Source organism: Streptosporangium sp. NPDC050284, assembly GCF_044459525.1.
In the GTDB taxonomy this organism is placed as follows: domain Bacteria; phylum Actinomycetota; class Actinomycetes; order Streptosporangiales; family Streptosporangiaceae; genus Streptosporangium.
Window position 1 is genome coordinate 23,563 of record NZ_JBITIZ010000030.1, and the last position, 24,608, is coordinate 48,170.

A 24,608-nucleotide genomic window follows, 5' to 3' on the forward strand; every position below is an offset into this window, starting at 1 on the left:
GTGATCGGCCATCACCGGATCACGAAACAGAACACGCCGGTGGCGAGACAGATGACGAGCATGCCCGTGGCGTTGAGGAAGAGGTTCCTGCCGAAGTCCCTCGCCGCCACGTGCATCGATATCGCGACGAGGAAGTACAGGACGAGCGCGGCGCAGGTGACCGCCCCCAGATAGGGGATCCATATGCCCGCCAGCAGGCCGGCCGCCGCCGCGAACTTGATGGGCGACATCACCCACCAGTGTCTTCGCGGCCACTTCACGTCCTCCAGGCACTGAGCGACGAAAGCCACCGGCCTGATGCACAGGATCGCATCGGCCACCTGGATGAAAGCCAGCACCACGACGGGCCACACCGGATCAGGAAGGTGCGTCAAGGTCGTCCTCCCTCCGTACACGCTCGATTCGAACCGTACCATACGGCATGGTATGGAAAGGCCGCAAGGATCCTCCGACTCCGGGCCGTGCGGGCGGGGCACCGGCCTTCCTCCCGCTCAGGTCAAGAAGAACGTGAGCCGCCCGGAAACCCGGCCGAATGATGGCGTGGATCGCGCGGAAAACCAGCCGACCGGCGTCACGAACCGCTCGGGAAACCGGCCGACCGATGCCATGAACCGCACAGAAACCCGCCCGGCCGATGCCGTGGAGCGCCGGGGAAACCGGCCGACCGATGTCGCAGAGCGCGAATCGATGTCGCGTCTCAGTCGGCGGCGGTGATCGGCTCCTCCGGCACGAGGGGCAGAAGCATCTCGACGACGTTCCTCAACTCCTCGGCGCCGACAGGCGGGACCATCACGGTGGCCCCCACGGCCAGGAGATACGGAAGCAGCGCGGCTCGTCTCGCCTCCGCGTCCGTCGCGACATGGGGCCGCCAGACGCGCTGCAACGCCGACAGCCTGACCTGGTCGATGCGCGCCTGCACGGCGCGCGCGTCGGGATCCGACATCGACCAGGCACGTACCGCGGCCTCCAGTTGCGGGCGGTAGAGCCCCGTATCCCGCGACCGGATCAGCTCGGTCAGCCTCCCAAGGACGGCGCGCGCGTCACCCGGCGTTTCGACCCCGGCGATCGCCCGGTCGAACGCCTCGACGGACAAACGCTCGAAGTACGCCAGCAGGTCGCGCTTGTATCCCTCGGCACCATCGAAATGGTGGTGAAAGGACCCCTTGGACAATCCCAGACGGGCGGCGATCCGGTCGATGCGCACCCCCGAGGCCCCCTCGGCGGCCAGCACTCGGATGCCCTCGTCCAACCAACGGTCACGCGCCGCGCTCACGCCCCGACCATACCAGGAGGTACGGTGCCCGGACGTGCCCGCGACACACCCCTGAACGAAACAAGGCCACCCGGAGGGTGGCCTTGTCAGGGAGATCGCGGGCGACCTCTCACCGGCGCTCACCGCACCGACGATCCGATCACCCGTCCGTAGGTGGAGCTATGGGGATTCGAACCCCAGACCTCCTCCATGCCATGGAGGCGCGCTACCAGCTGCGCCATAGCCCCTGGTCACCGCTTCGAGTGCTCTCGTTGCGGCGCTCGGGAAGCATATAAGGACACCGGCGTGTTCACCTAATCGACGACCACACGGCCCGCGCCCGCCGCCGGGGCGCAAGCCGCGCCGCTCGAAGGTCACTCCTGGGTGACCTCGGGGTTGTCGTCACTACTGACCGGCTCGGGGAGGGTCCCCGCGTTGTGCTCCAGCAGACGCCAGCCCTTGCGCGCCTCCTCCAGCACCGACCACGAGCAGTTTCCGAGACCTCCCAGGGCGGGCCAGAGCTCCTGCGGCAGGTTCATGAGCTTGGCGATACCGAGTCGGATCGCCGCCCCGTGGGAGGCGACGACCAGCAGGCCGTCGGAGTCGATCTCCGCCGCCCAGCGGCGTATGGCCGAGGAGACCCTGTCGGCGACATCGGTGACCGTCTCACCGCCCGGCGCCTCCCAGTCGGCGAACTCCCGGGGCCACCTCTCGGAGATCTCCGCCCGGGTGAGCCCCTCCCACTGGCCTCCGCCCCGCTCTCGCAGGTCCTTGTCGACGCCGACGTCCAGGCGAGTGACGCGGCCCAGCGCCGAGGCGGTGTCGAAGGCGCGCTGAAGATCGGAAGAAACGATCTTGCTCGGGCGGAGAGCGGCGAGCAGCGAGGCCGCGCGGGTGGCCTGCGCGATCCCGGTCTCGTCGAGGGGGATGTCGCTGTGGCCCTGGAAGCGGTGCTCGACGTTCCACAGCGTCTGGCCATGCCTGAGGCAGACGACGCGGCGACTCACTCAGCTACCGTCCCGCGGGCGCGCTGGGCGGCGACCTGGGTCACGCTGTCCGGCAGCGAGATGGAGGGACAGTCCTTCCACAGGCGCTCCAGCGCGTAGAAGGTGCGGTCCTCCTCGTGCTGGACGTGCACGACGATGTCGATGTAGTCCAGCAGGACCCAGCGGCCCTCGCGCTCACCCTCGCGGCGAACGGGCTTGGCGTCGGCCCCGATCCGCAGCCGGTCCTCGATCTCGTCGACGATGGCGCGGACCTGACGGTCGTTGGTGGCGGAGCAGAGCACGAACGCGTCGGTGATGACGAGCTGGTCGCTCACGTCATAGGCGAGAATGTCATCGGCCAGTTTGTCCGCCGCCGCCTCGGCGGCGAGCCTGACGAGCTGGATGGATCTTTCTGTTGCTGTCACGGTGTGGGTCAGTCCTCCTGCTAGTCGGCGCTGTCACCTATCAGGGTGCCCGATTCGGCGCTTGTTGAAGAGCCGCCTGTTGGACAACGCCTATCGTGTGTCACCCGATTCCGCGCCGCAAACGAATTGACGCCCTGATCAGGGGCGTCTTCGGCGGGCGGGGCCGCGTTTGTCGATCTCGGGTGGGACGGGCACGGCTCGCGCGTTCGGCGATCATGCCGGATGAGCTGCGGATACTCGTCCCACGCAAATTTCTCGAATCATAGCGAATTTCATCAAAATCGGCCCCTACTCACCGGCCGCCGGAAGGCCTGGCCGCCGCACCGCCGTACAGGCCGCGCTTGTTGATGTACTGGACGATGCCGTCGGGGACGAGATACCAGATGGGCTCCCCCGAGGCCACCCGCTGGCGACACTCCGACGACGAGATGGCCAGTGCCGGGATCTCCACCAGGCTCACCTTGCCGTCGGGCAGGCCGGGGTCGTGCAGGATATGGCCCGGCCTGGTGGCACCCACGAAGTGTGCGATGGTGAACAGCTCGTCGACGTCGCGCCAGCTCAGGATCTGGGCGAGCGCATCGGCCCCGGTGATGAAGTAGAGATCCACGTCGGGCCCCCAGGCGGCGGAGATCTCCCGGAGCGTGTCGATGGTGAAGGTGGGACCCGGGCGGTCGATGTCGACGCGGCTCACCGAGAACCTGGGGTTGGAGGCGGTGGCGATGACCGTCATGAGATAGCGGTCCTCGGCGGCCGAGACGATCTTGTCGGCCTTCTGCCACGGCTGTCCCGTCGGCACGAAGACCACCTCGTCAAGATCGAAATAGTGAGCGACCTCACTGGCCGCGACCAGGTGACCGTGGTGGATCGGGTCGAAGGTCCCGCCCATGACGCCCAGACGTCGCTTCCCCTTGCCGGTAGGCACGTTCATCATGAAACGGACCATACGTGCAAGCCGTACACAGCTTTTAATCACCCCCCGCGCGTGGCAGGCGGACCCGACGTAGCATGCCGGACATGACCACCACCCCGGATCGCAACCGCGTGCAGCTTCCCGGCATCAGCTCACGCGCCTACGAACATCCTGCCGATCGGTCCGCGCTGGTCGCCCTCCGGTCGCTCAGCGGGTTCGACACGGTGCTCAAGCAGATGTCCGGCCTGGTCAGCGAGCGCCGCCTGCGCCTGATCTACCTCGCCTCGGCCGTGCGCACCAGCGACACCCAGTTCCGCTCGCTGCACGACATGGGCCGCGACGCCGCCTACATGCTCGACCTCCACCGCATTCCCGAGGTCTACGTGCAGCAGAGCCCGCTGGTGCAGGCGAAGGCGATCGGTTTCGACGACCCGTTCATCGTCGTCACGACCGGTCTCCTCGACCTGATGGACTCAGAGGAGCAGCGCTTCGTCATCGGCCACGAGACCGCCCACATCCTGTCGGGCCACGCCGTCTACCGGACCATGCTCGACATCCTGACCCGTCTCGCCACCCGCGTGGCCTGGATCCCGCTCGGCTACATCGGCCTGCGCGCGATCGTGGCCGGCCTGGAGGAGTGGCACCGCAAGTCCGAGCTCTCCGCCGACCGGGGCGGTCTGCTCTGCGGCCAGGACTCCGACGCGGCACTGCGCGCCCTGATGAAGCTCGCCGGCGGCTCGCGCCTGCACGAGATGAACATCGAGGCCTTCCTCGACCAGGCCAGGGAGTACGACACGGCGGGCGACGTCCGTGACGGCCTGCTCAAGGTCCTCAACCTGCTGGGCACCACCCACCCGTTCGCCGTCTCGCGCGTCGCCGAGCTCGACAAGTGGCGCCGCAGCGGCGAGTACGAGACGATCCTCGCCGGTGAATACCCCCGCCGCGCCGACGACGCCAACGCGAAGATCTCCGAAGAGGTCAAGGCGGCCGCCCGCTCCTACCGGGAATCCTGGTCGCAGTCCCAGGACCCGTTCATCGGCGTCCTGCGCGACGTCGCAGAAGGCGCCGTCAACGCCGGAGAGCGCATCTTCAACCGCTTCTCCCGCCGCGATGGAAATTAATCAGAAGTTCCACCAAAAGGGTCCGGGCAGGTGTTCCCGGGCCCTTTTCCATGCAGGCCGAACACATACAGATCCATGCGCGAACAGGAGCGAGACCTAAGCGAGACCTACACGAGGAGGGCGATCGCGCGTACGGCCGCGGAGCACAGGGCGACGAACCCGCCCAGTACGGCGAGCGCGCGCAGGCCCTCCTTGCGGAGTTCGACGAGCTCGGCACCGATCCGCTCGATCTCCCGGCCGAGGATGCCCCCGCAGACGACGCCGAACACGACGCCGGCGACGGCGACCGGGGCGGGATGCGCCCACCAGTCGGGGGGCAGCGAGCCGCCGAGGCTCAGCCAGAGCGCGCCCCCGGCGAGGGCCGCCGCCGGCAGCCCCGGCCACGCGAGGGCGGTCAGCAGCGAGACGACGAAGGTCAGCGGAAAGCCCAGCACACGCAGGATCGCCCGGGTCCTGGCCGACTTACGCTTCCTGACCAGCCAGTGCCCGACCCACAACGTGCGGGCCAGCGTGGCGAACAGCCCGGTGACGGCGAAGGTGGCCGGCGGCCAGATGACCGTGGCCACGACGCACGGCACGGCCAGCACCGCCAGCAGCAGCAGCGCCGCGTTGCCCGCGGGCAACGGCCCCGCCCTGCCCCCGCCCTGGAGCTCTCCGGCCGCCCCGCCCCTCCCCTTACCGGCTTGGCGCCGCCGGACGGCTCTGCCCGCCGCGGAGGCGGGACGCCCGCCACGCGACGTCTCCGCGGCCGCGGGGGCCCGTCCGGTCCTGGAGGTCTCACCTGTCGTGGAGGCCACGCGTGCCGCGCGAGGTGTCTCACCGCTCGCGGGGGCAGAGCGGCCACGGGGTGCCTCGCCGACCGCGGCGGCCGGGCGCCCACCACGGGACGTCTCACCGGGTGCCGGGAGTGCCCGTGCCGCACGGGCCGTCTCACCGGCGGGCACCGCCCTCCCCCCGCGCGGCGCGCCGTCCGTGCCGGCCGGGGACCGGGGCGGACGCACCGCTCCGTCCGCGGGAACGGATGACCTTCCTCTGCCGGTCTCCGCCCTGGCCGCCCGCCCGCCCTTGACGGGATCCTCACCCTTGGTGCCGGACCTGGAGCGGCCTTCCTGCTTCCTGCCCTGGCCGGGCTTCTCCCCCGCGAAGGTGCCCGGTTTCCTGGCCGCCCCCGCCTCGGACGGGATCGTCCTCACCAGGCGGCCCAGGCGGCTGGTGAGGAGGGCCGCGGTGGGGCGCTTGGCCGGCTCACGGTGCAGGGCCGCGCGGATCAGCGGCAGCAGAGCCGCCGGGACGCCCTCGAGGTCGGCCTGGCCGTTGAGGATCGCGTACATCTGTGCCTCGACGGTGCCTCCGCCGAAGGTGGGGCGGCCGGTCGCGGCGAAGGCGACGGTGGCCGCCCAGGCGTGCACGTCCGCGGGCTCGCCCACGTGCTCGTCGGCGAACAGTTCGGGGGCGGCGTAGCCGGGGGTGCCCAGGAAGGTGCCGGTCAGGGTGAGCCGGGTGGCGTCCAGGACGTGGGCGATGCCGAAGTCGATGAGGACGGGCTCGTCGTCCCCGTTGACCACCACGTTGGCGGGTTTGAGGTCGCGGTGCACGACCCCGGCCGCGTGGATGATCGACAGGGCGATGGCGAGGCCCTGCGCGACGCTCAGCAGGCCGGCGCCCTCCAGGCAACCGTCACGGCGCACCCGATCCAGGAGGGTGTCTCCCTCGATGTGCTCCATGACCAGGTAGGGCCGGTCACCGTCGAGATCGGCGTCGACGACGCGGGCGACGTAGGGGCTCTCGACCCTGCGCAGGGCGCGGACCTCCCGCTCCAGACGCACCCGGCCCTCGGAGCCCGCGTCGTGGACGTCGTGGAGCACCTTGAGCGCGACCCTGTCACCCCGGCGGCTGGAGGCGAGGTAGACCTCGCCCATTCCCCCCCGACCGAGACGTTCCAGCAACGTATAGGGACCGACCCGCCCGAGACGACCCACGTGACCTCCTGCGTCGGCCACATGGGTCAGGGACCGCCGCGCCTATCGGGTCGCTCACTCCCGCTCGCTTCCCTGCTCTCCAGCCATAGGAGACCACACCATAGCGGGCGAGTGTGGCGTTTTCCCGACGGCACGCCGGACTCCCAGAAAGATCCGGATGAGCGAAAGGCCCTGCGGCTGCGGGATTCGCCGGGTCCGGACGGTGCGCCCCGGGTCCGAAGAGAGGCTCACGGGGCACCCGGAAGGCCGCGTCGCGACGTCCGGGGCCCCGTGGGGAATCGACTATCGGGACGCGGACTCGGGTGAGGCGAGGATCGTACCCTCGGCCGTGCGCAGATGACCTTCGCCGGTGTAGACCCACTTGGTCGAGGTCAGCTCCGGCAGGCCCATGGGGCCGCGCGCGTGCAGCTTCTGGGTGGAGATGCCGATCTCCGCGCCGAAGCCGAACTCCCCGCCGTCGGTGAACCTGGTCGAGGCGTTGACCGCCACGGCCGCGGAGTCGACCAGCGCGACGAACCTGCGGGAGGCGGTGACCGAGCGCGTGACGATCGCGTCGGTGTGCGCCGAGCCGTACTTCCTGATGTGCGCGACCGCCTCCTCCAGCGAGTCGACCACGGCGGCGGCGATGTCCAGCGAGAGGTACTCCATCCGGAAGTCCTCCTCCCCTGCGGGCACCACGTCGCCGTACGCCGCGACGCGCGCGTCGCCGTGCACCGTGACGCCCTCCGCCGCCAGCGCGGCCAGCGCTCGCGGCACGAAGGTGTCGGCCACGGCCGCGTGCACCAGGAGCGTCTCGGCGGAGTTGCACACCGAGGGCCGCTGGGCCTTGGAGTTGATCAGGATCTGGATCGCGAGGTCCGGATCGGCGTCGGCGTCGACGTAGACGTGGCAGTTGCCCACACCGGTCTCGATCACCGGGACGGTGGACTCCTCCACCACCGAGTTGATCAGCGAGGCGCCGCCGCGCGGGATCAGCACATCGACCAGGCCGCGGGCCCTCATGAGCTCCTTGGCCGAGTCGCGGCTCTGCCCGGGGACCAGCTGGACGGCTCCGGCGGGCACCCGGGTGCCCGCCAGCGCCTCCTGCATGATCCTGACGAGGACCGTGTTCGACTCGTACGCGCTGGAGGAGCCGCGCAGCAGGGTGGCGTTGCCGCTCTTGAGGCAGAGCGCCGCGGCGTCCACGGTCACGTTGGGGCGGCCCTCGTAGATGATGCCGATCACGCCGAGCGGGACCCGGAGCTGGCGCAGCTCCAGCCCGTTGGGCAGCGTGTTGCCCCGGATCACCTCGCCGACGGGGTCGGGCAGGTCGGCGACCTGACGGACCGCCTCGGCGATCGCCTCGATCCTGGCCTCGTCGAGACGAAGGCGGTCGATCATGTACTCGGAGATCCCGCTCTCCCTCGCCCTCTCCACATCGAGCGCGTTGGCCGCGACGATCTCGGCGGACGCGGCCACCAGCGCGTCGGCCATCACCCGGAGCGCGGCGTCCTTCGGCGCCCTCGGCAGCGGGGCCAGCTCTGCGGCGGCCTCTTTGGCCGCCAAGGCCACCTTCAGGAAGTCCTCGGACATCTCGCGCTCCAAAAAACTAGTTGTGGGATTCCAGTATGACGATGTCGTCGCGGTGGATCAGCTCTCGTTCGTACTCGGGCCCCAGGCTCGCCGCCAGCTCCCGGGTGGAGCGCCCGAGCAGCCCAGGAATCTCCCCCGCGTCGAAGTTGACCAGGCCGCGCGCGACCACCCGGCCGAGCGGCCCGCACAGGTCCACCGGATCGCCCGCCGCGAACTCGCCCTCGACGGAGGTGACCCCCGCCGGGAGCAGCGACTTGCGGCGGCTCACCACCGCCTCGACGGCGCCGGGGTCCAGGTGGAGGCGTCCGCGGCCCGTGGTGGCGTGGGCCAGCCAGAGCAGGCGGGTGCCCGGGTGACGCCCACCGGGATGGAAGTAGGTGCCGATGTCGGTTCCCGCGAGTGCCTGGGCCGCGTGCGCGGCGGCGGTGAGCACCACGGGCACACCCGCCCCTGTGGCGATCTTGGCGGCCTGCACCTTGGTGATCATGCCTCCGGTGCCGACCGCCCCGCCCTTGCCGAGCTCCACCCCGACGAGATCCTCGGGTCCGCGTACGTCGGCGAGCCTGCGGGCGCCGGGACGACGGGGGTCGCCGTCGTAGAGCGCGTCCACATCCGACAGCAGCACCAGCGCATCAGCCCTGGTCAGGTGGGCGACCAGCGCGGCGAGCCGGTCGTTGTCGCCGAAGCGGATCTCGTCGGTGGCCACGGTGTCGTTCTCGTTGACCACGGGGACGATGCCCAGCTCCAGCAGCCGGGCCAGCGTGCGCTCGGCGTTGACGTGGTGCGAGCGGCGCATCATGTCGTCGGCGGTCAGCAGAACCTGGCCGACCCGCAGGCCGTACCGGGCGAAGGAGGAGGTGTATCGGGCCACCAGCACGCCCTGGCCGACCGAGGCGGCGGCCTGCTGGGTGGCGAGGTCGCGCGGCCTGGCGGGCAGGCCCAGAGGACCGAGACCCGCCGCGATCGCGCCGGAGGAGACCAGCACGATCTGGGTGCCGGCCTTGCGCCGGGCGGCGAGCACGTCGACCAGGGCGTCCACCCGGTCGACGTCGATCATCCCCCGCGGGGTGGTGAGCGAGGACGAACCCACCTTCACGACAAGGCGCGAAGCCGTACGGATCCGTTCGCGCGCAGAGTCCACGACACGCACCTCTCAAAGATGATCACTTGGAAGACCAGGTTATCCGAGCCGCCCGGACGGGGCGGGAACCACACGGGACGCGCGTCGAGGCGCCCTCGCGAGGCCCCGCTAGCCGAGCCGGTTGTCCGATCCGCGCGGCCCCTGACGTACGGCCTCGGCGTTGAGCGTCGGCTGCCAGTCGAAGATGTGTCCGCTCTCCATGGAACCGATGATCACCTCGGCTCCGGCCTTCGCCCCGGCCTTGGTGAGCTCCTCCTCGACGCCGAGCCGCTCCAGCCGGTCGGCCAGGTAACCCACGGCCTCGTCGTTGGTGAAGTCGGTCTGGCGGATCCACCGCTCCGGCCTGACCCCGGTGACCTGGAAGGTGTGGTCGTCGATCCTGCGGACGGCGAATCCCGCGTCGCCGTGCTGCTTGGGCCTGATGACCAGGCGGGTCGGCTCCGGGACCGGAGCGGCGGCCCTCGCGGCGGCGACCATCTCCCCCATGGCGTAGGTCAGCTCCTTGAGCCCGTCGTGGGTGGCCGCGGAGATCGAGAAGACCCGCAGTCCCCGCTCCTGGAGCATCGGCGTCACGATCTCCGCCAGGTCGCGGGCGTCGGGCACGTCGGACTTGTTGAGCACCGCCAGACGCGGCCGGTCCTCCAGCTTGCCGTACGCGGCCAGCTCGGCCTCGATCGCCTCGTAGTCGCTGATCGGGTCACGGCCCGGCTCCATCGTGGCGCAGTCGATCACGTGCACGAGCGTGTTGCAGCGCTCGACGTGGCGCAGGAACTCGTGCCCCAGCCCCTTGCCCTCCGAGGCGCCGGGGATCAGGCCCGGCACGTCGGCGACGGTGAAGACGGTCTCGCCCGCGGTGACCACCCCGAGGTTGGGGACCAGGGTGGTGAACGGGTAGTCGGCGATCTTCGGGCGGGCGGCGGAGAGCGCGGCGATGAGGGAGGACTTGCCCGCACTGGGGAATCCGACGAGCGCCACGTCGGCGACGCTCTTCATCTCCAGCATGACGTCGAGTTCGTCGCCCGGCTCACCGAGCAGCGCGAAGCCGGGGGCCTTGCGCTTGGCGGAGGCGAGTGCGGCGTTGCCGAGCCCGCCGTGCCCGCCCTCGGCGATCACGTAGCGGGTGCCCGCGCCGATCAGGTCGATCAGGACCTCGCCGGTGTCGGCGTTCTTGACCACGGTGCCGTCGGGCACCGAGATGATGATGTCGCCGCCGTTGGCGCCGTCACGGTTGGCGCCCTGCCCCTGCTTGCCGTTGTCGGCCTTGCGGTGCGGGCGGCGGTGATATTCCAGCAGGGTCGCCGTGTTGGCGTCGACCTCCAGGATCACGTCACCGCCCCGGCCTCCGTTACCCCCGTCGGGGCCGCCCAGCGGCTTGAACTTCTCCCGATGGACAGAGGCACAGCCGTTTCCCCCGTCACCGGCCTTGATGTGCAGGACCACCTGGTCCACAAAGTCCGGCATATCTACTTTCCTACCTCTATCTACGGGAAATTCCGGTGAAAACGCGAACAGGGGTGGACCGCTGAATGCGATCCACCCCTGCCCTCAACGTCTGTCGGCGCGAATCTACTCCGCGACCGGAACGATGCTCACCGCGCGGCGTCCGCGCTTGACACCGAACAGAACGTGGCCCGCGGCCAGCGCGAACAGCGTGTCGTCACTGCCACGGCCGACGTTGTCGCCGGGGTGGAAGTGGGTGCCGCGCTGACGAACGATGATCTCGCCGGCGTTGACCAGCTGACCGCCGAAGCGCTTCACACCGAGCCGCTGGGCGTTGGAGTCGCGGCCGTTCCGAGTGGACGACGCGCCCTTCTTGTGTGCCATCTCGCAAAACTCCCGAAACTCAGGCCTGGTCGATGCCGGTGATCTTCACCTGGGTGTACCGCTGGCGGTGACCCTGGCGCTTCTTGTACCCCGACTTGTTCTTGTACTTCAGAATCCGGATCTTCGGACCCTTGGTCTCACCGAGAATCTCGGCGGCAACCGTGAACTTGCCCGCCTCGGTGGTCACGTCGCCGTCGTTGACGACGAGGACCGTCGGCAGCGAAACCGTGGAACCGACCTCGCCGGCGACCTTGTCCACTTCAAGGACGTCACCGACGGAGACCTTCTGCTGCCTGCCGCCGCAACGAACGATCGCGTACACCGCGGAACCCTTCTTCTGACTGCTTGCTCGCTGGATGCTGCGCCCCGCATCCGGCTGTGGTCATTGATGACGTACCGGGTAGGCGCGCGAACAGGGCGCGCCATGAGCGCACCGGTTCACCAGGGTACCGGATTGACGGTGTCCTGGTCGAACCGGGCGGAACGTCGGGGGTGCCGGCCTTCGGCCCCGTCCCTGTGCGGGACGGGGTCTAATCGGCCGACCTGGCCTTGCGGGAGCGTCGCCGCCCCCGGCCAGAAGCCTGTGCTGCCTGACCGTCCTCATGCTGGACTCCATCAAGCGCATCGGTCACCGTATCACGCCCAGACTGGTCACCGGCCGCCACCGCGTGGTTACCGTCCTTGCCGAGCTTTTCCGCGACGGCCTTCTCCACGGCCATCTTGCCCTGGGTGCCGCGCGGCTCGGGCTTGCCCTCGACCGGTTCCGACGAGACGTGCAGGCCGCGGCCGTTGCAGCACTCGCAGGTGGTCGAGAAGGCCTCCAGGAGGCCCTGGCCGACCCGCTTGCGCGTCATCTGGACCAGGCCGAGTGAGGTCACCTCGGCCACCTGGTGCTTGGTACGGTCACGGGCCAGGCACTCCAGCAGTCGCCGCAGCACCAGATCCCGATTGTTCTCCAGCACCATGTCGATGAAGTCGATGACGATGATGCCGCCGATGTCGCGCAACCTGAGCTGGCGGACGATCTCCTCGGCCGCCTCCAGGTTGTTGCGGGTGACGGTCTCCTCGAGGTTGCCGCCCTGACCGGTGAACTTGCCGGTGTTGACGTCGACCACGGTCATGGCCTCGGTCCTGTCGATCACCAACGAGCCGCCGCTGGGCAGCCAGACCTTGCGCTCCATCGCCTTGGCGATCTGCTCGTCGATCCGGTACGCGGCGAAGACGTCACCGCTCTCCTCCCACCTGCTGAGGCGGTCGGCCAGATGCGGGGCGACATAACGGACGTACTCGTCGACCGTCTCCCACACATCCCCCGCGACGACCAGCGAGGCGAAATCCTCGTTGAACACGTCGCGGACCACCCGGACGGTCAGGTCGGGCTCGGAGGAGAGCAACTCGGGCGCGCTGGCGGACTTGGCCTTGCGCTGGATGTTCTCCCACTGCGCCGACAGCCTGGCCACGTCGCGAGCCAGCTCGTCCTCCGAGGCGCCCTCGGCGGCCGTACGGACGATGACCCCCGCGTTCTCCGGCATGACCTTCTTCAGGATGCTCTTGAGGCGGGTGCGCTCCTTGTCGGGGAGCTTGCGGCTGATACCGGTCATCGAACCGTCGGGCACGTAGACCAGGTAACGTCCCGGCAGGCTGATCTGGCTCGTCAGGCGGGCGCCCTTGTGGCCCATCGGGTCCTTGGTGACCTGCACCAGCACCGACTGGCCGGACTTCAGCGCCACCTCGATCCGCTTGGGCTGTCCTTCCAGCCCGGCGGTGTCGAAGTTCACCTCTCCGGCGTACAGGACCGCGTTGCGACCCTTGCCGATGTCGACGAACGCGGCCTCCATGCTCGGCAGGACGTTCTGCACCTTGCCGAGATAGACGTTGCCCACGTACGACTGGCTCGCCTCGCGGTTGACGTAGTGCTCGACGAGGACGCCGTCCTCCAGCACCGCGATCTGGGTGCGCCCGCCGGTGCGGCGGACCACCATCATGCGCTCGACGGACTCCCTGCGGGCCAGGAACTCCGACTCGGTGATGATCGGCGGACGCCTGCGGCCGAGCTCACGGCCCTCGCGGCGGCGCTGCTTCTTCGCCTCCAGACGGGTCGAGCCGCGCACGCTCTGCACCTCGTCCACCGAGGTGCCGCGACCGGCGCGGGGCGCGCGAATGCGCACCACCGTGTTCGGCGGGTCGTCAGGGACGTCACCGGACTCGTCCGTGCCCCTGCGCCGCCTGCGTCGACGGCGGCGCGAGCTGCCGCTCTCGGCCTCGTCGTCCTGCTCGGCCTCGGCCTGCTCCTCGTCGTCCTGCTCGGCCTCGGTCTCCTCGGTCTCGTCGAGGTCGCGCGCCTTGCCGCGGCCCCTGCCACCCCTGCGGCGCCGACGCCGGCGACCTCCCGCGTCGTCGTCGCCCTCGCCTTCCGAGTCGTCGTCCTCGAGCTCCTCGGCGAGCTCGGCCCTCTCGGTCTTCTCGACCCTGTCGGCCTTGTCGGCCCTCGTCTCGACGGGCTCGGGCTCGGGGGTGGCGGGCTGGACCGGCGCGGGACGCGTGGCGGGCTGTGCGGCCCGCTGCGGGTCGGGCGCCTGGAACAGCGGCTGGAACACCGCGGCGGGTGCCTGGAAGGTCACCGAGGGCACCTCGGAACGTTCCCTGGCGGCCAGGCCGAAGGGGTCGGCGAACAGGCCGGGACGCTCCTCGATGATGTCCTCGCCCGCGGGCTCGTCGTCGAGCGGCTCGTCGACCGGCAGGAGTTCCGCCTCGGCCTCCTCCACCTCGGTGGGAGACACATGGACGCTCTGCTCGGCCTCGACCGGCGGCGCCTCGCGCGGCGTGGCCTTCTTGCGCGTACGGGTGCGCTTGGCGGGAGCCGCGGGCGCCTCCTGGGGCGCGGACTCGGCCTCGGCGAAGGGATCCGGTACGGCGACGGGCGCCACGGGATGCGCCGGGGAGACCGTCACGGGTGCCGCGGGGGTCGCGGCGGTCACAGCCTCCGCGACCGGCTCGGGCGCCGTCTCGGCGGGCTCGGCGACCGGCTCGGCCGGTTTCTTCGCACGGCTACGACGCGTGGTGGTGGTCGCACCGTCCGCCACCGCCGTCTTGCGCCTGGTGGCTCGCTTGGGAGCGGGCGCGGCGGGCTCCGCCGTGGCGGGCTCGGGGACCTCGGGCGTCACGGTCTCCGCGACCGGTACGGGTGGTGCCGTGACCACCGGGGCCGGCTCCGGCGGCTCCGGCGGAGGTCCAGCCGGCCTGCTCGCGGCCCTGCGACGGGTCGTCGGCGGTCGTGTCTCTTCTGTTGTCGTATCCCCGTCAGGGCTGTTGACCCCGGCGTTGGGCTCGTTGTCGAGCATGCGGGCGCTCTCCCGTTCAGCTCCCGGGCGCGTCTCCGCGCCGCGCGGGAGCTCTCGTCTCTCACTGTCCGCCAGGCCTGGGGCCCGGCGCCAAGTCCTATATGTCGCCGCCGACGTGCCTGCCCACCGGTTCCGCTTCGCCGCCGCGCGTGATGTCGCGGTCCAGGCCGAGCGGGTCGGCGGGCTCACCGGTGTGAACGTCCAGCGGGCCCTGCGCCAGCCTGGTCACCTCGGGGGGCACCGGCGGCGCGAAGTCAGCCACAAGACGCAGTCCAGTGAGAACGTCGTCGGGTCGAACGGCAGGAGTTTCGTGCCGTACAACCATGCGAAGTATGACACATGGCTGACTGGACGCCTGACCTGCTGTTGTCTCTGTTACCTCAAATACCGTGAGGCTCAGCACCGCTTCACGTGCGTCGAAGCGCCGCATCCCCTTCTTTGTAAGGCGTTCGACCTCGACGTGTTCCGTGGCGAGGAATTTCTCGACCGCGGCCCCGGCGAGGGCGGAATCGGCTCCTCGAAGCCGCAGCTCCCACGCCGAGCACTCCATCTGGTCGGCCAGGCTCGCGGAGCCCGCCTCGACGACGTCGAGCACGTCGAGACCGGGAGGCAGTGAGGTGTCCAAAGCGGCTCGCAGCCTGCCGGGATCACACTCACGCGTCACGCTGATCTCGAAGTACTCGGCCTCGCTGGCGACCCCGGTGGGGGCGGCCGATCCCACGTAGGAGATCTTCGGGTGGGGCGAGAAGCCCGCGCTGAACGCCACCGGGACGTCGGCTCTCCTGACCGCCCGTTCGAGGGCCCGGGTGATGTCACGGTGACTGGTGAAGCGCAGGCGGCCGCGCTTGGCGTAGCGAACGCGCAGGCGTTGCACCACGGGCGCGGGCGGCGGCCCGTCAGGAGCGGGTTTCAGGGTGGTGTCGTCCTTCCCGAATCGTGGTCGTCGTTTCCGGAGGCGGCGCTAACGCACCGCCCACCTCAGACAACCGTCAGTGGCAGCAGCTTCTTCCCGGTGGGCCCGATCTGGATCTCGGTGCCCATCGTGGGGCAGACACCGCAGTCGTAGCACGGGGTCCAGCGGCAGTCCTCGACCTCGACGTCGTTGACCGCGTCCTGCCAGTCCTGCCAGAGCCACTCGCGGTCGAGCCCGGCGTCGAGATGGTCCCAGGGCAGGACCTCGTTCTCCTCGCGCTCGCGCGTGGTGTACCAGTCGACGTCGACCCCCACGGCGGCGGCGGCGTCCATCCAGCGCTGGTAGGAGAAGTGCTCGCTCCAGCCGTCGAAGCGGCCCCCCTCGGCCCACACCGCGCGGATGACCTTGCCGACCCGGCGGTCACCCCGGGAGAGCAGACCCTCCACGATCGACGGCTTGCCGTCGTGGTACCGCAGGCCGATGGCGCGGCCGTACTCCCTGTCGCCCCGCAGAGCCTCCTTCAGCGCCTTCAGCCTGCGGTCGACCGTCTCATGGTCGGCCTGGCCGGCCCACTGGAACGGGGTGTGCGGCTTGGGAACGAAACCGCCGATGGAGACCGTGCAGCGGACGTCGCGCGACCCGGTGGCCTCCCGGCCCGCCTTGATGACCTTCTTGGCCAGGTCGGCGATGCCCTGGACGTCGGCGTCCTCCTCGGTGGGCAGGCCGCACATGAAGTAGAGCTTCACCTGCCGCCACCCCTGGGTGTACGCGGTGGTGACGGTCCTGATCAGGTCTTCCTCGGTGACCATCTTGTTGATCACCTTACGCATCCGCTCCGAGCCGCCCTCGGGGGCGAACGTCAGACCGGAGCGGCGGCCGTTGCGGGAGAACTCGTTCGCCAGGTCGATGTTGAAGGCGTCGACCCGGGTCGAGGGCAGCGACAGGGAGGTGTTGGTGCCCTCGTAGCGGTCGGCCAGCCCCTTGGCGACCTCGCCGATCTCGGAGTGGTCGGCCGAGGAGAGCGACAACAGGCCGACCTCGTTGAAACCGGAGGCCTTGACGCCCGCCTCGACCATGTCGCCGATCGTGGTGATCGAGCGCTCGCGCACCGGACGGGTGATCATGCCGGCCTGGCAGAACCGGCACCCGCGGGTGCAGCCGCGGAAGATCTCCACACTGAACCGCTCGTGCACGGTCTCGGCCAGCGGGACCAGCGGCTTCTTGGGATAGGGCCACTCGTCCAGATCCATCACGGTGTGCTTGTGGATCCGCCACGGCACGCCCGACCTGTTGGGCGTGACCCGCTGGATCCGGCCGTCGGCGTGGTAGTCGACGTCGTAGAACTTCGGCACGTAGACCCCGCCGGACTCGGCCAGCCGCATCAGCAGCTCGTCGCGCCCGCCGGGCGAGCCCTCGGTCTTCCACTCGCGGATCACCTCGGTGATCGCGATGGCGACCTGCTCCCCGTCGCCCAGCACGGCGGCGTCGAGGAAGTCGGCGATCGGCTCGGGATTGAACGCCGCGTGCCCACCGGCCAGCACGATCGGGTCGTCGTCGCCCCGGTCGGCCGCCTCCAGCGGGATGCCCGCCAGATCCAGCGCGGTCAGCATGTTGGTGTAGCCGAGCTCGGTCGAGAAGGAGAGCCCTAGCACGTCGAACGCCCTCACGGGCCGGTGCGCGTCGACCGTGAACTGCGGCACGCCCTCGGAACGCATGAGCGCCTCAAGGTCGGGCCAGACCGCGTAGGTCCGCTCGGCCAGCGTCTCCGGCAGCTCGTTGAGGATCTCGTAGAGGATCTGGACACCCTGGTTGGGCAGGCCCACCTCGTAGGCGTCCGGATACATCAGCGCCCAGCGGACCGTGCTCTCGTCCCAGTCCTTGACGGTCGAGTTGAGCTCACCTCCCACATACTGGATCGGCTTCTGCACTCTGGGCAGGAGCGCTTCCAGGCGGGGAAACAACGACTCGACAGACATGCCGTCAAGAATATCCGCCTGGAGAGGGTGCCACAGGCGGGCCACCCTGCGCCGGAGCCGGAGCGGGCACCGGACTCCTCACCTGAACGACGGTTGCCTGCGCATATGGATCGCCTGGAGCAGCCCGAAGGCGATCATGTTGGCGAAGGTGGCGGTACCGCCGTAGGAGACGAACGGCAGGGGAAGGCCGGTGATCGGCATGATCCCGATCGTCATCCCGATGTTGACGAACGACTGGAAGGCCAGCCAGCACACGATCGAACCGGCCATCAGCGCGCCGAACCGGTCGTCGCACTCGCGCGCGATCCGCACCCCCCGCAGCAGGATCACCCCGATCAGCGCCACCACCGTGACCGAGCCGAGGAAACCGAACTCCTCCCCCGCCACCGTGAAGACGAAGTCGGTGTGCTGCTCGGGCACGAAACGGCCGGTGGTCTGGCCACCCCCGAACAACCCCTTGCCGAACACCTCCCCCGATCCGATCGCGATCAGCGACTGGGTGCTGTTGTAGCCGACGCCGCGCGGGTCACTGGCCGGGTTGAGGAACGCGGTGAACCGGGCGATCTGGTACGGCTCCAGGACATCGAGGAGCCACACGGCCACCCCCGCACCGATCACGCTGAGGGTGAGTCCGGCGATCCAGCGCTTGCGGACCCCCGCCACGACCATCGTGCCGGCCGTGATCACCCCGATGACCATCGTGGTGCCCAGGTCGGGCTGGAGCATCACCAGGCCCATGGTGAAGGAGGACACCACCAGCGCGATCACGACATCGAAGCTGCGCGGCCGGTCGGTGCCCCTGACCGGCTGGGCCAGCAGCATGGCGAGCATCAGCACCAGACCCAGTTTGGCGAACTCGGAGGGCTGGAACGCGAAACCGCCCCCCAGCATGATCCATGAGTGGGCGCCGTTCACGGTGCTGCCAAGCGGTGTGATCACCAGGATCAACCCGATCAACGTCACCCCGTAGATCAGCGGCGCGAAGATCCGCAGCGCCCGATGGTCCACCATCGCGGCCGTGCCGGCCAGCACGGCCCCGATGACGAGGTTGAGGATGTGCTTTTTGACCAGCCCGGTGGAGCCGAGCGCCCAGGTCCTTGTCGACGACCAGACGAGCATCGTGCCGATCACCGCGAGCGCGGCCACGGCGACCAGCATCAACCCGTCCATCCGGCCCACCGTGGAGACCGCCGCCACCGTCCGGCCGGTGAGGGACGTCCTCGGCGCCGCCGCCCGACTCACGCAGCCTCACTCGCGGACGTCACCGCCGCCGATGCGGGTGTCATCGCGACACCGTCCCATCCTTGGCGATCACCGGGAGCGCCCTCGCGGGACGCCCGCCCGGCAGGATGGAGGAGGAGGGTTTCCCGTCAGGCTTGAACCCGTAGATGCCCTCGTAGATCTTCCGTACCGCCGGAGCCGCGGTCTGACCGCCCATCCCGCCCTGGGACACCATGGCGACGATCACAAACCGCGGGTTGTTCGTCGGGGCGAACGAGGCGAACCACGACGTGTCGGCCTTGCCGTAAACCTCGGCGGTGCCGGTCTTCCCACCAATCTTGACCTTGTCCATGGGGAACCCCGCGAAGGCCCCGGCGGCGGTGCCGTCGGAGGCGACCTCGCTCAACGCCCCCTTGATGTAGTCCCGCTCCTCCCGCGTGATCGGCAACTTACCCACCACCGGCACCTTGATCTCCTTGACCTTGGTCCCGTCGGGACGCACCAGCGCCCAGGCCACCCTGGGACTGCGCAACTTGCCGTCCCCGACCAGTGCCGCGTAGGCCGCCGCCAGCTGCAGCGGCGTCACCAGCACGTCGCCCTGCCCGATGGAGAAGTTGGCGGCGTCACCCGGCCGCCACTGGAATCCCTCCAGGCAGTTCTCGTACGCCAGTCGCTTGAGGAAGGCCGCTCTGCTGGGGCTGCTCTTGGCCACTTCCGGATAACCGGTCTTGGCCCGCCTGCAGTTGTCCTCCTTCGTCACCGCCCAGAGCGCCTTCTTCCATGCCCGGTCGGGAATCCTGCCCGGCGACTCGCCCGGCAGGTCGACGCCGGTGGGGCGGCCGAACCCGTAGGCACGCGCCATGTTCGCCATCGGCTCCTTGGGCCTCCCCTTGGGATCGAGACCGCCGTCGCGCAGCCACTGCTCGTACGCCGCCCGGTAGAAGATCGTGTCGCACGACTTCACCAGCGCCGTGTGCAGGTCGAGGGTGCCCAGTCCGATGCCGCGGAAGTTGTTGAACGGCCGGTCACCCACCATGTAGGACCCCGGGCAGTCGTACTTGCCGTGCAGTGGGTAGCCGTCCCTGAGCATCGCCGACACCGACGACACCTTGAACGTCGAGCCGGGCGCGAACTCGCCCTTGATCGCCCGCGACACCAGTGGCTTGCCGGTCTTGCCCGACAGCAACCGCTGGTACTCCGCCTCCGAGATGCCCCCGCTCCAAACCGCCGGATCATACGTCGGCGCGCTGGCCAGCGCGATCACCCGGCTGGTCTTCGCGTCCAGCACCACCGCCGCCGCCCCGTCGGCCTTGGGCGCGCCCTTCATCGCCTCGGCCAGCGCCTTCTCCGCCAAGGTCTGCACCCTGGCGTCGATGCTGGTGATGAGCGTGTCGCCCGGGATCGGCGGCACGTGCCGCTCCACCCCGATGACCTTGCCGAGCCGGTCGACCTGCACCCGCCTCATCCCGGGCGTCCCGCGCAGCGGCACGTCGTAGACCGACTCCAGGCCGTCCCTGCCCACCAGGTCGACCCCGGAGAACGCCGCCCTGAGCCCGTCGCGCCTGTCCAGCTCCTCCTGCGTGATCGGCTGCAGGTAGCCGAGCGCCTGCGCGCCCGCGCCCTTGCGGGGATACTCCCGCACGGCCTGCACCTCGGCCGTGACGCCGGGGAACTCCTCCTGCCGCTCCAGGATCTGCAGGGCCTCGCGCGTGGTCACGTCGACGTCGATGGGGATCGGCTGGTACGGGGATCCCGGCCAGCACGGACGGGCGACCCCGGGCCCGCACGCCCTGATCCGCTCCCGCAACTCGCCGGGACGGCGGCCGAGCACGGCGGCCAGCCTCTTGATCACCTCCTCGCCGTTGCCCGTCATCCGGTTCAGGCGCGTGCGGTCGACCGAGACCACCAGGGTGGTCCGGTTGCGCACCAGTGGACGGCCCGTCGCGTCGAGGATCTGTCCGCGCACCGCGGGGACGACGACATCACGCGTACGCGTCTCGGTCGCGGCCTCCACGTACTCCCTGCCGCGCACCACCTGCACCTGCCAGAGCCGCACCGCGAGCAACGCCAGCATCGACACCACGATCACCTGCACCACGACCAGGCGCCCCCGCATCAGGCCCATGACCGCTCCTCCCCGCACACCTCGCGGAAACCCCCTGTCCACGCCCCGCCGAACCCCTCGCGGCGCACGCACCGGGAACCCCACCGCGCACGATGCCGCGTACGTGGTCTCATGCACGACTCCGCATGGCCGACCGGGGCATCTGGATGAGGCGCGGCTCCGGCCCCCTGACAACCCTCCGCACCATCCACACCACCGGGGACGCGGCGAGCAGGTTGTAGATCATCGCCTGTGGCAGCACCGCCGTGAGCATGGACACACCGGCCCGCGGATCCCCCACCAGGGCGCCGGTCACCAGAGCGACCACGGGACCGGCGATCGCGCAGGCCAGCGCCGCGAGCGGCCCCGAGGCCGGTCGGCTCTCCACCGCCCGTCCCGCCATGAAGCCGATGAGGCAGAACACAAGCGCGTTGTGCCCGAGCAGATGCGCCGCCGGCGGCAGCAGGTCGCTGACGAGGCCGGCGGCGAAGCCCATCACGGCCCCCGCGGCGGCCCCGCGCGCCAGCGCGTACCCCACCACGGCGAGCAGCACCAGATCCGGCGCGGCATGCCCCGGCAGCGGCAGCCTGTTGACGACCGTCACCTGGAGGATCATGATCCCCAAAAGCAGCACCACGAACATCGCGTTGCGCCCCATCCCCTCAGGCCCCCTCTCGCCGGCGACGGGGAACCCCCGCCTCTCGCCGACCGGACTCAGAGGTGGAGTCGGCCTCGGAGTCGGAGCCGTCCTCGGAACCGGGCCCGGACTCGGCGTCGGACTCGGGTGAGCGCGGCGTGGATCGTCCCGGTGCCGAGACCTTCGCCTTGCGCGGGGCCGGCGGAAGCACCGTGTCACGCGGGTCGCGCTGAGGCGCCCGCACCACCACCCCGACCACGTCCAGCGAGGTGAGATCCGCGGACGGCCGCGCGTACGCGATGCGGGTCAGCTCACCCGGCGTGGCCTCCACCCGCTCCACCACCCCGATCGGCACCCCCGCCACATACGGTGCGCCGCGCTGGGAACCAAAGCTCACGATGCGATGACCCGGGGTGATCGGCGCGGTCGAGTCGAGCAGCCGGAAGCGGACCAGGCGACCGTTCTCCCCCACGCCGTGCACCACCCCGATCTCGTTGCTGCCCTCCAGCCTGGCCCCGGCCGCCGAGGCGGGGTCACTGAGCAGGACCACCGTCGAGGTGGACGGGCCCACCTGAACCACCCTGCCGACCAAACCATCGGCATTCAAAACGGTCATCTCCGGACGCACTCCGTCGGCGCGCCCCACGTCGAGCTCGACGGCCTCCTCGAACCCGGGAGCGCCGCGCCGAGCGATCACCTGGGTGGTCAGGATCTTGTATCCGCCGGTCCCCGCCACACCGAGCAGCTTGCGAAGCTCCCTGGAGCGCTCCCGGTCGAGGCTCTGCGTCGCCAGATCGTGCCTGAGGCGCTGGTTCTCCGCGTGCAGCCTCTCGATCCGGCTCCGCGCCGAGGGAGCCTCGGCCATCGCCTCGAAGAACTCGCCGACCGGTCGTACGAGTCCCGCACCCGCGCTCTCCGCGGCGCCGAACAACGTCGTGCCGACCGTCCTGAGCGGGCCGAACGGCGACTCCGTGACCGAACGGTGGTCGATGGTCACGAGCACGAGTGCGGAGGCGAGCAGCAGCCCCAGATTGACCCGTGCTCTGCGGGTGTCCTTCATCAGTGCCGCGGCTCGGGGACCAGAACCTGCTGCAGGGCGTCGAAGTCCTCGACACACTTGCCCGAGCCGAGCGCGACGGAGTCGAGGGCGTTGTCGACGAGGTGAATCGGCATGCCCGTCTCCGCCTTCAGCCGCTCGTCCATGCCCTTGAGAAGCGCACCGCCCCCGGTGAGGGCGATCCCGCGGTCCATCAGGTCTCCGGAAAGCTCGGGCGGGCACTTGTCGAGCGTGGTCTTGACCGCGTCGACGATCACGTTCAGCGGCTCCTCGATGGCCTTGCGGATCTCCGCGGCCGAGACCACGATCGTCTTGGGCAGGCCGCTGACCAGGTCACGGCCCCGGATCTCGGCGTGGCTCTCCTCGGGGAGCGTGCACGCGGAACCGATCGCCATCTTGATCTCCTCGGAGGTGCGCTCACCGAGCATCAGCGAGTACTCCTTCTTCGCGAAGGTGATGATCGCCTGATCGAGCTCGTCGCCGCCCACCCTGATCGACTGGCTGGTGACCACACCGCCCATCGAGATGATCGCCACCTCGGTGGTCCCGCCGCCTATGTCGATCACCATGTTGCCGGTGGGCTCGTGCACGGGAAGCCCGGCGCCGATCGCGGCCGCCATGGGCTCCTCGACGATGTAGACCCTGCGCGCACCCGCCTGGTAACCGGCCTCCTTGACCGCTCGCTGCTCGACACCGGTGATCCCGCTCGGCACGGCGATGATGATGCGCGGCTTGGCGAAGTGGCGGCGCTTGTGCACCCGCTGGATGAAGTAGCGCAGCATGCGCTCGGTGACGTCGAAGTCGGCGATGACGCCGTCCTTGAGCGGGCGGATGGCCACGATGTTGCCGGGAGTGCGGCCTATCATCCGCTTGGCCTCGATACCAACAGCCACGATCTTCCCCGTCGCGGTGTTGATCGCTACGACGGACGGCTCGTTGAGCACGATCCCGCGGCCCCGCACATACACGAGGGTGTTCGCGGTGCCGAGGTCGACCGCCATGTCACGGCCCAGAAAAGCAAGATTGCTGCCCATGAGGAAGGCCGGCCTCCTTCCGTCAGGTCGTCGGCGAAAACTACGGAACGCACTCGAATCGTAACGTGACGTACCCACCGTTGAGCGCAATGAGGCGGCCTGCCGCAGCAAAATCTTGGGTTAACCGAACAAGGTGGGCCCCGCCGTCCACAAGGACGGCGGGGCCCGACAATCGCGACGAAAGCGCGCGTTCTAGAAGCGATCCGGGAAGAAGATCTTAATCTCCCTTGCGGCGGACTCAGGAGAGTCGGAGCCGTGGACGACGTTCTCGCCGATCTCCAGGGCGTGGTCGCCGCGGATGGTGCCGGGCGCGGACTTGACGGGGTCGGTGAGGCCCGCGAGACCACGGAAGGCCTCGATGGCCCGCGGCCCCTCAAGCACCAGCGCGACCAGCGGGCCGGAGGTGATGAACTCCACCAGCTCGCCGAAGAACGGCCGCTCGGAGTGCTCTGCGTAGTGCACCTTGGCGGTCTCGACGTCCAGGGTGCGCAGCTCCAGCGCCACGACCTTCAGCCCCTTGCGCTCGACACGGGCGATCACATCGCCGATGAGACCACGCGCCACACCATCGGGCTTGATCAGGACAAGGGTGCGCTCGGACACTGGAGTTCTCCTTTGAACATGTATGGGTCGCGGACTGCGGTAATCGCGCGAAGTTTACCGTCCTTCGCGCGATTACCCGTGGTCGGCGAGGTCACTGGAGGGCCGGCCCACTTCCCGGGCCGTCCTCGGGCGAAGGCGCGGGCGGGGGCACCACCACGGGCGGCGCGACGACCTTCTCCGGCTCGGCCTCCGTCTCCGGCTCGGGATCATGCTCGGGAACACGGTCGGGCTCGTGCCGGGGCCTGGGCCTGCCGCCCTTGCCCACCCCCTGCCCTCCCCCGGTGGCGGCCGCGGACCCGCTCTTGGATCCGGTCGCGGCCATAGGTCCCGCCTCGGGATTCGGGCGGCCCTGCGGCCTCGGGGGGGGGGGGGGGCGCGGCGCCCCCCCCCCCCCCCCCCCCCCCCCCCCCCCCCGGGGGCCCCCCCCCGGGGGGGGGGGGGGGGGGGGGGGCCCCCCCCCCCCGGGGCGGCCGGGGGGGGGGGGCCCCCCCCCCCCCCCCAAAGACTCGGCT

The 24,608-nt window shown here is 70.0% G+C and carries 23 protein-coding genes and 1 tRNA gene; 2 read left to right on the forward strand and 22 right to left on the reverse strand.

The features are described from left to right. Positions 1-11: 11 nt before the first annotated feature. Positions 12-374, reverse strand: a complete 363-nt coding sequence (locus ACIBH4_RS37885; protein ID WP_362521696.1) for a DoxX family protein — start codon at positions 372-374, stop codon at positions 12-14. Positions 375-426: 52 nt separating this feature from the next. Between ACIBH4_RS37885 and ACIBH4_RS37890 the strand changes: the two genes are divergently transcribed. After that, positions 427-714, forward strand: a complete 288-nt coding sequence (locus tag ACIBH4_RS37890; RefSeq protein WP_362521699.1) for a hypothetical protein — start codon at positions 427-429, stop codon at positions 712-714. On the opposite strand, the gene ACIBH4_RS37895 is transcribed toward ACIBH4_RS37890, so the two are convergent. From ACIBH4_RS37895 to nadD, 5 genes are all read right to left on the reverse strand, one after another. After that, positions 698-1,273, reverse strand: coding sequence for a TetR/AcrR family transcriptional regulator (locus ACIBH4_RS37895; RefSeq protein ID WP_362521701.1), 576 nt, complete (start codon positions 1,271-1,273; stop codon positions 698-700). The two genes, ACIBH4_RS37890 and ACIBH4_RS37895, sit on opposite strands and share 17 nt — an antisense overlap. A 154-nt stretch (positions 1,274-1,427) precedes the next feature. Next, positions 1,428-1,500: transfer RNA gene (locus tag ACIBH4_RS37900), tRNA-Ala, on the reverse strand. Between the two features lie 126 nt (positions 1,501-1,626). Then, positions 1,627-2,259 (reverse strand): histidine phosphatase family protein, encoded by a 633-nt coding sequence (locus ACIBH4_RS37905; protein ID WP_362521705.1) that lies wholly within the window; start codon positions 2,257-2,259, stop codon positions 1,627-1,629. After that, positions 2,256-2,663 carry a ribosome silencing factor gene (gene rsfS / locus ACIBH4_RS37910; protein ID WP_350945821.1) on the reverse strand — a complete coding sequence of 136 codons (408 nt, stop codon included), beginning with the start codon at positions 2,661-2,663 and terminating at the stop codon, positions 2,256-2,258. Before rsfS ends, ACIBH4_RS37905 begins: the two co-directional genes overlap by 4 nt. 292 nt (positions 2,664-2,955) lie before the next feature. Continuing rightward, positions 2,956-3,594 (reverse strand): nicotinate-nucleotide adenylyltransferase, encoded by a 639-nt coding sequence (nadD, locus tag ACIBH4_RS37915; protein WP_362521710.1) that lies wholly within the window; start codon positions 3,592-3,594, stop codon positions 2,956-2,958. Positions 3,595-3,668: 74 nt separating this feature from the next. Between nadD and ACIBH4_RS37920 the strand changes: the two genes are divergently transcribed. Continuing rightward, the gene (locus ACIBH4_RS37920; protein ID WP_362521713.1) at positions 3,669-4,694 is read left to right on the forward strand and encodes a M48 family metallopeptidase; all 1,026 of its coding nucleotides are present in this window, start codon (positions 3,669-3,671) and stop codon (positions 4,692-4,694) included. A 107-nt stretch (positions 4,695-4,801) separates the two neighbouring features. On the opposite strand, the gene ACIBH4_RS37925 is transcribed toward ACIBH4_RS37920, so the two are convergent. The 16 genes from ACIBH4_RS37925 to ACIBH4_RS38000 all read right to left on the reverse strand — a co-directional run bounded on the left by ACIBH4_RS37925 (position 4,802) and on the right by ACIBH4_RS38000 (position 24,418). Beyond that, on the reverse strand, positions 4,802-6,673 hold the full coding sequence (locus tag ACIBH4_RS37925; protein WP_362521714.1) for a protein kinase: 1,872 nt from the start codon (positions 6,671-6,673) through the stop codon (positions 4,802-4,804). A gap of 282 nt (positions 6,674-6,955) precedes the next feature. Next, complete coding sequence (locus ACIBH4_RS37930) at positions 6,956-8,245, reverse strand: glutamate-5-semialdehyde dehydrogenase (RefSeq protein WP_362521716.1); 1,290 nt, start codon at positions 8,243-8,245, stop codon at positions 6,956-6,958. A 16-nt stretch (positions 8,246-8,261) separates the two neighbouring features. Next, a complete protein-coding gene (gene proB, locus ACIBH4_RS37935; protein ID WP_362521719.1) occupies positions 8,262-9,386 on the reverse strand; it encodes a glutamate 5-kinase in 1,125 nt (374 codons plus the stop codon). A 108-nt stretch (positions 9,387-9,494) separates the two neighbouring features. Next, positions 9,495-10,847, reverse strand: coding sequence for a GTPase ObgE (obgE, locus tag ACIBH4_RS37940; RefSeq protein ID WP_362521722.1), 1,353 nt, complete (start codon positions 10,845-10,847; stop codon positions 9,495-9,497). A 105-nt stretch (positions 10,848-10,952) separates the two neighbouring features. Continuing rightward, entirely contained in the window at positions 10,953-11,210 is a 258-nt protein-coding gene (rpmA, locus tag ACIBH4_RS37945; RefSeq protein WP_030924780.1) for a 50S ribosomal protein L27, read from the reverse strand. 19 nt (positions 11,211-11,229) lie between these two features. Further along, complete coding sequence (rplU, locus tag ACIBH4_RS37950) at positions 11,230-11,532, reverse strand: 50S ribosomal protein L21 (protein WP_030924785.1); 303 nt, start codon at positions 11,530-11,532, stop codon at positions 11,230-11,232. Between the two features lie 208 nt (positions 11,533-11,740). Beyond that, positions 11,741-14,551: an Rne/Rng family ribonuclease gene (locus tag ACIBH4_RS37955; RefSeq protein ID WP_362521728.1), complete on the reverse strand. Its 2,811-nt coding sequence runs from the start codon at positions 14,549-14,551 to the stop codon at positions 11,741-11,743. Positions 14,552-14,648: 97 nt separating this feature from the next. Then, positions 14,649-15,428, reverse strand: a complete 780-nt coding sequence (locus tag ACIBH4_RS37960) for a TIGR03936 family radical SAM-associated protein (protein WP_362521730.1) — start codon at positions 15,426-15,428, stop codon at positions 14,649-14,651. Positions 15,429-15,529: 101 nt separating this feature from the next. Continuing rightward, on the reverse strand, positions 15,530-17,440 hold the full coding sequence (locus tag ACIBH4_RS37965) for a TIGR03960 family B12-binding radical SAM protein (protein WP_362521732.1): 1,911 nt from the start codon (positions 17,438-17,440) through the stop codon (positions 15,530-15,532). A 78-nt stretch (positions 17,441-17,518) separates the two neighbouring features. Next, entirely contained in the window at positions 17,519-18,682 is a 1,164-nt protein-coding gene (rodA, locus tag ACIBH4_RS37970; RefSeq protein WP_362521734.1) for a rod shape-determining protein RodA, read from the reverse strand. A 40-nt stretch (positions 18,683-18,722) separates the two neighbouring features. Continuing rightward, entirely contained in the window at positions 18,723-20,786 is a 2,064-nt protein-coding gene (gene mrdA, locus ACIBH4_RS37975; RefSeq protein ID WP_362521736.1) for a penicillin-binding protein 2, read from the reverse strand. Between the two features lie 109 nt (positions 20,787-20,895). Then, positions 20,896-21,423: a rod shape-determining protein MreD gene (mreD, locus tag ACIBH4_RS37980; RefSeq protein WP_362521738.1), complete on the reverse strand. Its 528-nt coding sequence runs from the start codon at positions 21,421-21,423 to the stop codon at positions 20,896-20,898. Positions 21,424-21,427: 4 nt separating this feature from the next. Then, complete coding sequence (locus ACIBH4_RS37985) at positions 21,428-22,462, reverse strand: rod shape-determining protein MreC (RefSeq protein ID WP_362521740.1); 1,035 nt, start codon at positions 22,460-22,462, stop codon at positions 21,428-21,430. Next, entirely contained in the window at positions 22,462-23,493 is a 1,032-nt protein-coding gene (locus ACIBH4_RS37990) for a rod shape-determining protein (RefSeq protein WP_350945807.1), read from the reverse strand. Before ACIBH4_RS37990 ends, ACIBH4_RS37985 begins: the two co-directional genes overlap by 1 nt. Before the next feature lie 192 nt (positions 23,494-23,685). Then, positions 23,686-24,096 carry a nucleoside-diphosphate kinase gene (ndk, locus tag ACIBH4_RS37995; protein WP_362521742.1) on the reverse strand — a complete coding sequence of 137 codons (411 nt, stop codon included), beginning with the start codon at positions 24,094-24,096 and terminating at the stop codon, positions 23,686-23,688. 91 nt (positions 24,097-24,187) lie between these two features. Further along, entirely contained in the window at positions 24,188-24,418 is a 231-nt protein-coding gene (locus tag ACIBH4_RS38000) for a hypothetical protein (protein WP_399173776.1), read from the reverse strand. Between the last annotated feature and the right edge of the window lie 190 nt (positions 24,419-24,608).

Excerpts from the sequence above, each read along its gene's own strand:
- ACIBH4_RS37930 (WP_362521716.1), bottom strand. The coding sequence starts at position 8,245 with ATGTCCGAGGACTTCCTGAAGGTGGCCTTGGCGGCCAAAGAGGCCGCC.
- ACIBH4_RS37920 (WP_362521713.1), top strand. The coding sequence starts at position 3,669 with ATGCCGGACATGACCACCACCCCGGATCGCAACCGCGTGCAGCTTCCC.
- mrdA (WP_362521736.1), bottom strand. The coding sequence starts at position 20,786 with ATGGGCCTGATGCGGGGGCGCCTGGTCGTGGTGCAGGTGATCGTGGTG.
- obgE (WP_362521722.1), bottom strand. The coding sequence starts at position 10,847 with ATGCCGGACTTTGTGGACCAGGTGGTCCTGCACATCAAGGCCGGTGAC.
- mreD (WP_362521738.1), bottom strand. The coding sequence starts at position 21,423 with ATGGGGCGCAACGCGATGTTCGTGGTGCTGCTTTTGGGGATCATGATC.
- ACIBH4_RS38000 (WP_399173776.1), bottom strand. The coding sequence starts at position 24,418 with ATGGCCGCGACCGGATCCAAGAGCGGGTCCGCGGCCGCCACCGGGGGA.
- ACIBH4_RS37985 (WP_362521740.1), bottom strand. The coding sequence starts at position 22,462 with ATGAAGGACACCCGCAGAGCACGGGTCAATCTGGGGCTGCTGCTCGCC.
- ACIBH4_RS37890 (WP_362521699.1), top strand. The coding sequence starts at position 427 with ATGGAAAGGCCGCAAGGATCCTCCGACTCCGGGCCGTGCGGGCGGGGC.
- rpmA (WP_030924780.1), bottom strand. The coding sequence starts at position 11,210 with ATGGCACACAAGAAGGGCGCGTCGTCCACTCGGAACGGCCGCGACTCC.
- ACIBH4_RS37965 (WP_362521732.1), bottom strand. The coding sequence starts at position 17,440 with ATGTCTGTCGAGTCGTTGTTTCCCCGCCTGGAAGCGCTCCTGCCCAGA.
- ACIBH4_RS37955 (WP_362521728.1), bottom strand. The coding sequence starts at position 14,551 with ATGCTCGACAACGAGCCCAACGCCGGGGTCAACAGCCCTGACGGGGAT.
- nadD (WP_362521710.1), bottom strand. The coding sequence starts at position 3,594 with ATGATGAACGTGCCTACCGGCAAGGGGAAGCGACGTCTGGGCGTCATG.
- ACIBH4_RS37990 (WP_350945807.1), bottom strand. The coding sequence starts at position 23,493 with ATGGGCAGCAATCTTGCTTTTCTGGGCCGTGACATGGCGGTCGACCTC.